Source organism: Streptomyces barringtoniae (genome assembly GCF_020819595.1).
In the GTDB taxonomy this organism is placed as follows: domain Bacteria; phylum Actinomycetota; class Actinomycetes; order Streptomycetales; family Streptomycetaceae; genus Streptomyces; species Streptomyces barringtoniae.
Genome location: NZ_JAJHNP010000033.1, coordinates 56,634 through 65,953, shown reverse-complemented (window position 1 = coordinate 65,953; position 9,320 = coordinate 56,634). Strand labels below are relative to the sequence as shown.

4 protein-coding genes are annotated in these 9,320 nt (G+C 74.8%); 2 read left to right on the top strand and 2 right to left on the bottom strand.

Annotation, left to right across the window (positions count from 1 at the left end; genetic code table 11):
* Positions 1-165: 165 nt before the first annotated feature.
* Complete coding sequence (locus LMU33_RS38425) at positions 166-1,380, bottom strand: aminotransferase class V-fold PLP-dependent enzyme (protein WP_228626355.1); 1,215 nt, start codon at positions 1,378-1,380, stop codon at positions 166-168.
* 402 nt (positions 1,381-1,782) lie between these two features.
* On the opposite strand from LMU33_RS38425, the gene LMU33_RS38420 reads away from it, so the two are divergent.
* Together LMU33_RS38420 and LMU33_RS38415 are read left to right on the top strand one after the other, a co-directional pair.
* Entirely contained in the window at positions 1,783-2,061 is a 279-nt protein-coding gene (locus tag LMU33_RS38420; protein WP_228626353.1) for a hypothetical protein, read from the top strand.
* A 463-nt stretch (positions 2,062-2,524) separates the two neighbouring features.
* Positions 2,525-7,552 (top strand): AMP-binding protein, encoded by a 5,028-nt coding sequence (locus LMU33_RS38415; RefSeq protein ID WP_228626350.1) that lies wholly within the window; start codon positions 2,525-2,527, stop codon positions 7,550-7,552.
* Between the two features lie 232 nt (positions 7,553-7,784).
* Here the strand turns inward: LMU33_RS38415 and LMU33_RS38410 are convergent, their stop codons facing one another.
* Positions 7,785-9,011 (bottom strand): helix-turn-helix domain-containing protein, encoded by a 1,227-nt coding sequence (locus tag LMU33_RS38410; RefSeq protein ID WP_228626347.1) that lies wholly within the window; start codon positions 9,009-9,011, stop codon positions 7,785-7,787.
* Positions 9,012-9,320: the final 309 nt, after the last annotated feature.

Here is a 9,320-nt window from a genome sequence, read left to right as displayed (position 1 = left end):
CGCGGGTGCTGTGCCCGTCTCGGGCAGCCCGGTCGTTTCCACAGACATACGTAGGTCGGCTCCTGTCGGTCCGTGACGAGTCTCGCGGTGGCACCGGATAGTGCGGACACCTGAGCACGAGGCTAGTGACGGCCGTTAGAGGGGCACTCGCGTCTGCCCAGGTGCTCAGATGCCGTCGCCAGGACGCTCACCGGCGCTGGATCCGACCACGGCCAGCACCGGCGGCGTGGACGGCACGGCGCGCAACGCCGGTGCGGTGAACAGCGGACGCGGGACGCGGGCGGGCCGCGGGAGTCCCTCGGCCACGGCGTCCCGGAGGGCGTCGGCGAACAGCTCGATGTCCTCGGCGCGGTTGTCGGGGTGGACGGAGGCGCGTACGGCCGTGACGACACCGCGCCCGGGCAGGTAGAGCGGGGTCTCCTGGGCGACCGTCTTCCATACGACGACTCCGCGGTCCGCGAGGCGGCGGCGCACCAGTGCGGCCGGCAGTTCCTCGTGCTGAAAGGTGACGATGCCGGACTGGGCCCGGCCCGGGGCGATCAGTTCGGTGCCGGACGTGTTCTCCACGGCGGCGCGCAAGCGGGAACCGAGGTCTTCGGGCGCAGGTGCGGGCGCGGGCGCGTGCAGGGCCAGGGCCGCGTTCAGCGCGGCGACGGCGGCGCCGTGCGGCGGCACGAGCGGAAGGCCGCCGTGCGGGGCCAGGGCCTGGCCCAACTGCGGTGCCGTGTAGGCGAACCCGACGGACTGCGGGCCGCGCAGGAAGCGCCAGCCGTCACCGGTGAGCAGGTGGCAGCCGATGCGGGCGACGTCCACGGGGAGTTGCCCCACGGCGTACGAGGCGTCGACGGCGTACAGACTCCGGTGCGGGGCGAGGATGCGGCCCACGTCCTCGACGGGGTTGACGATGCCGCAGCTCGAGGGAACGTAGGGGACGCAGACGAGGGCGACGTCGTCGCCGATGTGCTGTGCCATCCATTCCAGATCCAGGTCCCCGTCCGGGCGCAGCGGTACGACCTCCAGCCGGCAACGGGTGCGGGTGCGCAGGGCGAAGAGGGCGGTGAGGTTGGCAGCCGACTCGTAGGGGGTCGTCCAGACACGGTCGCGCGGGCCGAGCGGGAGCCGGGACAGGACGGCGGCGAACGCGTCGGCGGCCCCGGTGCACAGAACGGTGTCGCCGGACGGCGCGCCGAGCAGGGCGGCCAGTCGCTCGTGGATCTCCCGGTGCAGGACGTCGTCGAGGTGTTCCTCCAGCTCGTACGGCCCGTACCGGTCCTCGAAGCGCGTCCATTCGGTGAGGGTCTCCAGTACGGCGGCGGACATGCGGCCAAGACCGGCCGAGTTCAGGTGGACCCTTCCTTCGCCGTCGGACATCGCGTTCATTGCCGGGGCCTCCCCCCGTGACTGAGGAAATATATTGCCTAGTGCTTGGCAATACCTTGCCTCCATGGGCGGGGAGTTGGCAACATCGGGCAACATCGGCTCAGGCAGGGCTCTAGTTGAGGGTCCGCAGGCAAGGAACTCCGTCATTCCCGGCTCCCTTCACCAGGAATTGCCAAGCGTTGCCAGAGCGTCTCGAGTTCTGCCAAGAAGCCACGTTTTCCCAGCTCAAAGGTGCTCTCATGTGGCAACTACGCCGCGTTGTCCGCTCTCTTGGGGCACTTCTGGTGGCAACCTTGAGCAGAAATCCACCCATTCCCCAGCGATTCACAAGGCTTGCTTGCCAATCTTCTTGGCAAGAGGTTGCCAAGCAACGAACACGGAATTGACACCGAGGAGCCCGCCATGAACCGCATCGCCCGGATCGCCACCGTCGCCGCCGCCATCGCCGCCACCGCCTTCTCCACCGCCGGTGTCGCCTCCGCCCAGCCCACCGTCGACTGGCCGGCCGCCGCGAGCGCCTCCGCCGCAACCCCCAGCGTCGACTGGCCGACCGCTCCCGCCACCGCCATCACCGCCTCCGCCACCACCCCCAACGTCGACTGGCCCACCGCCCCCGCCACCGCCATCACCGCCTCCGCCACCACCCCCAACGTCGACTGGCCGAAGGTCGCCTCCGTCTGATCCGCACCCCGGGCAGCGACGCCCGCTTCCCGTGACGCCCCCGCCGGCCGCCGTGCCGCAGCGGGGGCTTCGGCATTTCCGGGGTGGTCTCATCTCCGTCCCCACGCCACCGACGCCATCCCGTACGGCACGCCCTGCCCGCCGGCGACCCCGTCCCTCGCAGGCAGCCGCCACCCTGCGGGCCGCCCGGAACCCCGCCCGACGGCTCGGTGCGGAGGGGCCGTTGCCCGGGGCCGCGCCCCTGCGCGGCTGACCGCCCCGCGCCCCTTTCGCATGCGGTGGCAAGCCCGCCAGGTGGCGCACTTGGCAACCCGTACCCCTGGGCCTGGCAACAATCCCGGCCTCGCCACCTGCGACTCCACTACCGCTCGACCGTCCCGAGACGCCTCCTCAGGCCGTCGTTGCCAGCATTCAGGCAAGGTTTTGCCAAGCCGGAAGGCGCTGTCGTAAGGAGCGGGTGCTGATGTCCATCTCCGGCCTCATCGAGCAGCAGGTCCAGGAGGGCCCCGACGCGATCGCGGTCCACTACCCCCAGCACGCCGACGGCCGCGGCGCTCACCTCACCTACCGCGAGCTGAGCCGCGCGGCCAACCGCCTCGCCGCCCACCTGCGGGCCCGCGGCATCGGCCACGGCGACCGGGTGGTGACCTCGCTGCGGCCCGGCCCCGAGATGGTGACCGCCTTCCTCGGGATCGTCCGGGCCGGCGCCGCCTACGTCCCGGTCGACCCCGCCGCCCCGGCCGAACGGCGCCGGCTGATCGTGCGCGACAGCGCGGCCGCCGCGGTCCTCGCCGAGGGCGCGGGCGACGTGGACTACGCGGGCCTGGACACGATGGTCGTCGCCCTGGACGCCGAGGCCGCCGAGATCGCCCGGCGCTCCGACGCCCTGCCCGAGCAGACCACCGGCCCGGACGACGCCTTCTCCGTCCGCTACACCCCCGGCACCACCGGCATCCCCGAGGGCGTCGTCGTACCGCACCGCGCGGTGCTGGACCTCGTACGCTCCACCGACCACCTGCGGCTGACCCCCGCCGACGCGGTGGCCCAGGCCGCCGGCCCCGCCTTCGATGCGGTCACCTTCGAGGTGTGGACGGCGCTCACCGCCGGCGCCCGGCTGGTCGGCCTCGGCGCGGACACCCTCACCGACCCGGGCCGCTTCCAGGACGCCGTCCGCACCCACGGCATCTCCGTGATCCTCCTGACGACCGCTCAGTTCAGCCTGGTCGCCCGGGAACGGCCCGCCGCCTTCGCGCCGCTGCGCACCGTCCTGTTCGGCGGCGAGCCCTGCGACCCGCGCCGGGTGCGCGAGGTCTTCGCGGCCGGCGCCCCCGGGCGGCTGCTGCACGTCCACGGAGCGGCCGGGACGACGACGTTCACCACCTGGCACGAGGTCGCCGAACCCGCCGAGGGCGACCGCACGATCCCGGCCGGCCGGCCGATCGGCATCACCACGGCCGTGGTCGTGGACGCCGACGACACGCCGGTCGCCCCCGGCGGGTTCGGCGAGGACCGCTTCACCGGCACCGACGGCCCGCTGTACCGCACCGGCGGCCTGGTACCGGCCGACCCTGCCCCGGCGGCCGCCGAGGAGGACGCGCAGATGACCGAGTGGAAGGAGATGGACGAGGTGCTCCACGACGACGCCGCCGGTTTCGGTGCCGGCCTCGCCGGCTGGAACAGCAGTTACGACGCCCTGCCGATCCCGCTGGAGCACCTGCGGGAGTGGCGGAACGCCACCCTCGACCGGATCCGCGAGCTGCCGCGCCGCCGGGTCCTGGAGATCGGTGCGGGCACCGGGCTGCTGATGGCCCACCTCGCCCACGACGAGGAGGTCCACGAGTACTGGGCCACCGGCTTCTCCCCCGCCGTCGTCGCCGCGCTCACCAGGCGGACGGAGGCCGACCCGGTCCTGAAGGAGAAGGTCCGGCTCGACTGCCGGGGCGCCGAGGACACGAGCGGACTGCCCGTCGGCCACTTCGACACGATCGTCGTCAACTCGGTGATCCAGTACTTCCCGAGCCTCGCCCGTCTGCGCACCGTCATCGAGCGAGCGCTGCCGCTGCTCGCCCCTGGCGGCTCACTGTTCCTCGGCGACCTGCGCAACCTCGACCTCGCCCACTGCTTCCAGACCGGCATCGCGCTCGCCCGACCGGGCGCAGCCCAGGGCGACCGGGAGGCGCTGCGCCGCACGATCGACCAGCAGGTCGCCACGGAGGCCGAACTGCTGCTCTCCCCCGCCCTGTTCGACGCGCTCGCCCGGGACCTGCCCGCCGTGCGCGCGGTCGACGTACGCGCCAAGCGGGGCCGGCACCACAACGAGCTGACCCGCTACCGCTACGACGCGGTGCTCTCCACCGCCGAGCCGGTCGCCGACCTCACCACCGCGCCCGTCCTGCGCTGGGACGGGGACGTCGCCGGCATCCCCGGGGTCGAACACCGCCTGACGACCGCGCGCCCCGCCGTGCTCCGCCTGGCCGGGGTGCCCAACCGCCGGGTGCACGACGAGTACACGGCCACGCAGTCCCTCTTCGACCCCCTGGAGAGCATCGACCTCGCGCCGCAGGACGCGCCCGCCCCCGACCCGGAGACGCTGTGCGAGACCGTCGAGCGCCTGGGCTACCGGGCGCTGCCCACCTGGGGCGAGAGCCCGGACCTCCTCGACATCGTCGTCGTCGACCCCGGGCAGGTCGGCGCGGGCGCGCTGACCGGCGTGTACGCGGCACCCGTCACCGAGGCCGAGAGCTGCGCCAACACCCCGACCGCCGGCGACCGCACCGTCGACCGGGAGGTCGCCCTGCGCGACCGCCTGCAGGAGCGGCTGCCGGACCACATGACCCCGTCCGCGCCGACGAGCCCGGAGGCCCTGCTGATGAACGCCGACGGCGAGGCGGACCGCGAGGCCCTGCCCGCGCCCGCCCGCACCGCCGACCGCCCGGGCACCCAGCCCGGCACGCCGGTCCAGGAGATCGTGCGTGACCTGTTCGCCGAGGTGCTGGGCCTGCCGCGGCACATGGTGCACGCCGAGACCGACTTCTTCCGCAGCGGCGGCCACTCACCGGCAGCGGCCCGGCTGCTGTCCCGGGTCCGCGAGACCCTGGGCGCGGACCCGGGCAGCCGGGCGTTGTCCGACGCGCCGACCCCGGCCGCGTTCGCCGCACTCGTCGGCGACGCCCCCGCCGCGGTGACGGGGCCGGGCGGTACGGCAGGCTGCAGCGCGGAGTTCTCGCTGCGGCTGCGCGGCGCGCTGGACACCCGCGCCCTGGAGGCGGCCCTGGTGGACCTCGGCCGGCGTCACGAGGCGCTGCGCAACTCCCGGCTCGGCTCGGCCGGTACCCGGCTGCGCGCGCTGGCCGCCGACGACCACCTGCTGGAACTCGCCCTGCCCGCCGACGCGGTCGACCCGTGGTCCCACCTGCCGCTGGCCGCCGAACTCGCCCGGGCCTACGGCGCGCGGGCCACCGGGGACACCCCGCACCGCTCCCCCGCCGGACTGGACGCGGCGCCCCGCGCGGTCTTCGGCGACCTGCCGCCCACCCCGCTGCCGGGCAGCGCCCAGCAGGCCGGCGGCACCTCCTACGGCACCCTGGAGACCGAGCTGGACGCGGAACTGCACGGCCGGCTCACCCGGTTGGCCGCCGAGCACGGCACCACCCTGTTCATGGTGGTGCACGCCGCGCTGGCCGCCCTGCTGAACCGGCTCGGCGCGACCGGCCCGGTCACCGTGGCCACCGCCGTCCCGGCCCGGGACACCGCCGCGCTGCGCGAGGCCGTCGGCCCCTACGGCCGGGTCCTGGCCCTGACCGTGGACACCTCCGGCGACCCGGCCTTCACCGAGCTGTTGCGCCGGGTCCGCGAGCGGGACCTGGCCGCCTACCGGGACGGCGAGGCCGCGCTGGCGGCGCTGCCCGGCGGGATCGCGCTGACCGTGCTCCAGGAGTGCGCGGGCCGGTTCGAGGCGGCCGGACTGTCCGTGGAGGCCGAGCACCACACCCTGCCGGTCCCGGCCACGGACCTGGGGCTGACGCTGACCGAGCGGCAGGGTCCCTCGGGTGCCCCGGCCGGCATCACCGTGTCCGCCGCCTTCCGCCACGAGACGGTCGGCGAGACGGCCGCCGCCTCCCTCACCGGTCAGCTCAACGCCGTACTGCGGTCGGTCCTCGAGGCGCCCGCGACCCCGCTCAGCCGGCTGCGGCTGCTGCCCGGCCCGGCCGCCGGTAGCGGGGTGTGGGCGGGTGCGGACGTGCAGCTCGCGGAGCAGGACGTGGCCTCGCTGTTCGCGGCGCAGGTGGCGCGGACCCCGGGAACGCTCGCACTGGACGGCCTGGACTACGCCGAACTCGACGCGCGCTCCGACCTGTTGGCGCACGCTCTCATCGAGCACCGGGCCGGTCCGGGCACCTGTGTGCTCACCGCCCTGTCCTCACCGGCCGGGTTCGCGGTGGCCGCGATCGCCGTGGCGAAGACGGGAGCCGCGCTGCTGCCGGTCGACCCTTCGCTGGACCTCGCCGAGTCGCTGCGCCCCGCGGTGCTGTTGCTCGACGAGACCGCGGACCTGCTGCTGCCGGCCGTGCCCGGTGCGGCCCGGCTGGTCCGCGAGGACGCCGCCGACCGGCTGCCGCCGGCCGGGCACTGGCCGGTGACGGAGGCCGACCGGACCCGGCCGCTGCGCAGCGACGACCCGGTGCTGCTGCTGCCCGGCGAGGACGGCACCGTGGCGGTGGGCGGCGAGGCCGTCACCGCGGCGACGCCGGCCGCACCGGCCGACGCGGCCTGGCTGGTGCGCGGCTACCCGGACGGGGACGCGGCGATCGGGCTGCTGAGCGCGCTGGTCTGCGGCGCCCGCGTGCATGTCCCGGACGGCTCGGTCACCCGGGACGTGCCGCACGAGGTGCTGGGCTGGCTGCGCCGGCAGGGGGCCCGGGTGGTGCTGGGCGGCGCCGACGACGTGCTGTGCGCCCTGGTGTCGCTGGCCCGGACCGAGGGCGCCGAACTGACCGTGAGCGGTGGCTGGGCCGAGGGCAGGCTCGTCGTCGAGCACGTGCCCGGCGCCCCGGCCCGGCCCGCCCCCGGCCACCGGGCCTACCTCCTGGACTCGCTGCTGCGCCCGGTGGCCCCGGGCCGGACCGGTTCCCTGTACATCGCGGGCGCGGGCGTGGCGCAGGGCTACGTCGGGGCGCCCGGCGCCAGCGGCGGACGGTTCCTGCCCGACCCCTTCGGCGGCCCGGACGGCACCACCGCCCGCATGTGGCGCACCGGCCGCGCCGCCCGCCTGGACGAGGACGGCAACCTGCGGGTGCTGGACGGCCCGGCCCACGACGACCCGTTCGCCGACGAGTTCGCCACCTTCGTGGTGCTGGCCGACGCGACCGGCCACCGGGCGCTGTGGCCGGCGACGGCCGCCGTGCCCGAGGGCTGGTACGAGACCCACACCGAGGATCTGTACGAGTTCTGCCTCGACCACATCAACGACCACCTGGGCGAGCCGTTCTAGGCCGGCGGCCGAACCGGCGGGCGCGCCGCGCGGCCGACCGTCGCGCCCGGCGACGTCCTCGAACCGCGGCGCGCCTCGCATGCTCCACCGGCCAGGACCGTGGCAGCGGGTCTGGTTCGGGCCCGTACAGCCCCGAACCGGCGGGCGCCGGCGTCCTGTTCGGCGCCGGCGAGTGGTGCGAAGCGCCGCACGCCGGCGGGCCCGCAACGGTCGTCGGCAGCGGAGCCGGAGGTCACACGGCGGTGCCCCGTTGCGTGGCGGACTGGGCCAGGGACTCGGCGAGGATGCGCCAGATCTGCGCGGCCAGGTCGATGTTGGCGTCGGCCTGGGCCTGCTCGGCGAGGGCGCGCAGGCCCTGGATACCGCTGTCGTCGCCGGAGCGGATGCCCAGCTGGTGGCGCAGGATGTCCATCTGCACCCGCTCCCGGTAGGTCATCCGGGGCTCGGCCTGGGCGAGTTCGCCGAGCAGGGCACGGGCATCGTCGTACCGGGCGGTGACGAAGGCCAGGTCGGCCTTGAGCGCGAGCAGCTGTTGGCGCAGTCCGGGCGTGCCCACGAACGCGAGCGCCGACTCGGCTGCCGTGACGCACCGCTCGGCGGCCTCGGGGTCCGGCGGCAGCTTCTCCAGGTGCAGCCGGCCGGCCGTGAGCCTGAGCCTGAGCCACAGCACCAGGTCCTCCCTGCTGTCGAACTTCTCCAGGGCCTCCTCCAGGTAGACCTGCGCCGCGGCGTGATCGCCCTGCCGGACACGGACCACCCCCGCGGTCCACATCGCCTCGGCCCACAGCGCGTCCGACCGGCCCGCGACCAGCTCGACCAACTCGTCGGCGTGGGCCCGGGCGTCCGGCGTGCGGCCCGCCTCGCCCTCCACCGAGACCAGGGCCAGCAGCACCGCGGCGCGGTCCTCCACGTCCAGGTCGTCCTCCCGGGCGAGGTGGTGGGCGGTCATCGCGGCGTCGAGAGCGTCGTTGATGTCACCGAGCGAGCGCATGCAGCGGGCCAGCCGGGTCAGTCCGCGCACCCGCAGCGCGGTCAGCCCGACCCCGTCGCCGAGCTGCACCAGCTCCTCCAGGTACTCCCGTTCGCCGAGGTGGTCGCCCTGGAGCCGCCGCTGCCCGGCCAGTTGCCACAGTGCCTGCCAGCGCAGCACCGGCGCCTCGTGTCCCTCGGCCGCCAGGGCCTCGCGGAGCGTCTCCATGGCCGCGTCGGAGCCGGTGGAGGCGACCAGCGACAGGGCGTTGGCGAGCGAACCGCCCGCGGGCTCCTCGAAGTCCGCCACGTCCAGGCCGAGCCGTTCGGCGAGGTAGGCGACGGCCCGCTCGGTGGGCTGGCGGGCGCCGGACTCCAGCCGGGAGAGGTATCCGGTGGACATGCCGTCACCCGCCAGCGCGGTCTGGGACAGTCCACGGGACTGGCGCAGTCTCCTCAGACGACTGCCGAAAGCGGGCTGCTGCAGCATGTGACCATTCCCTGGGGACGGACGAGTGGGGGGTGGCCGCGGCGGGACGGGCGACCACCGGAAGCCGCCACGAGCGTAGGGGCCGGGCAAGAGCCGGGCAATGTTTTGCCAGGGGCCGTGCCCTGGACCTCGTGCGAACCTCACGAGGCTCTCATGCGTTCCTCAAGCGGTTCTCCAGCATTTACGAGCAGCATCTCAAGCGTCGGTGGCGGTGCCTGCGCACCAGCCCGCCCCCATGTCACGGGAGCTGGTCCCGTCCGTGTCCAGGGAGTCGTACATGAAGCAGCCGGTTCCTGCCCGCCACGCTGC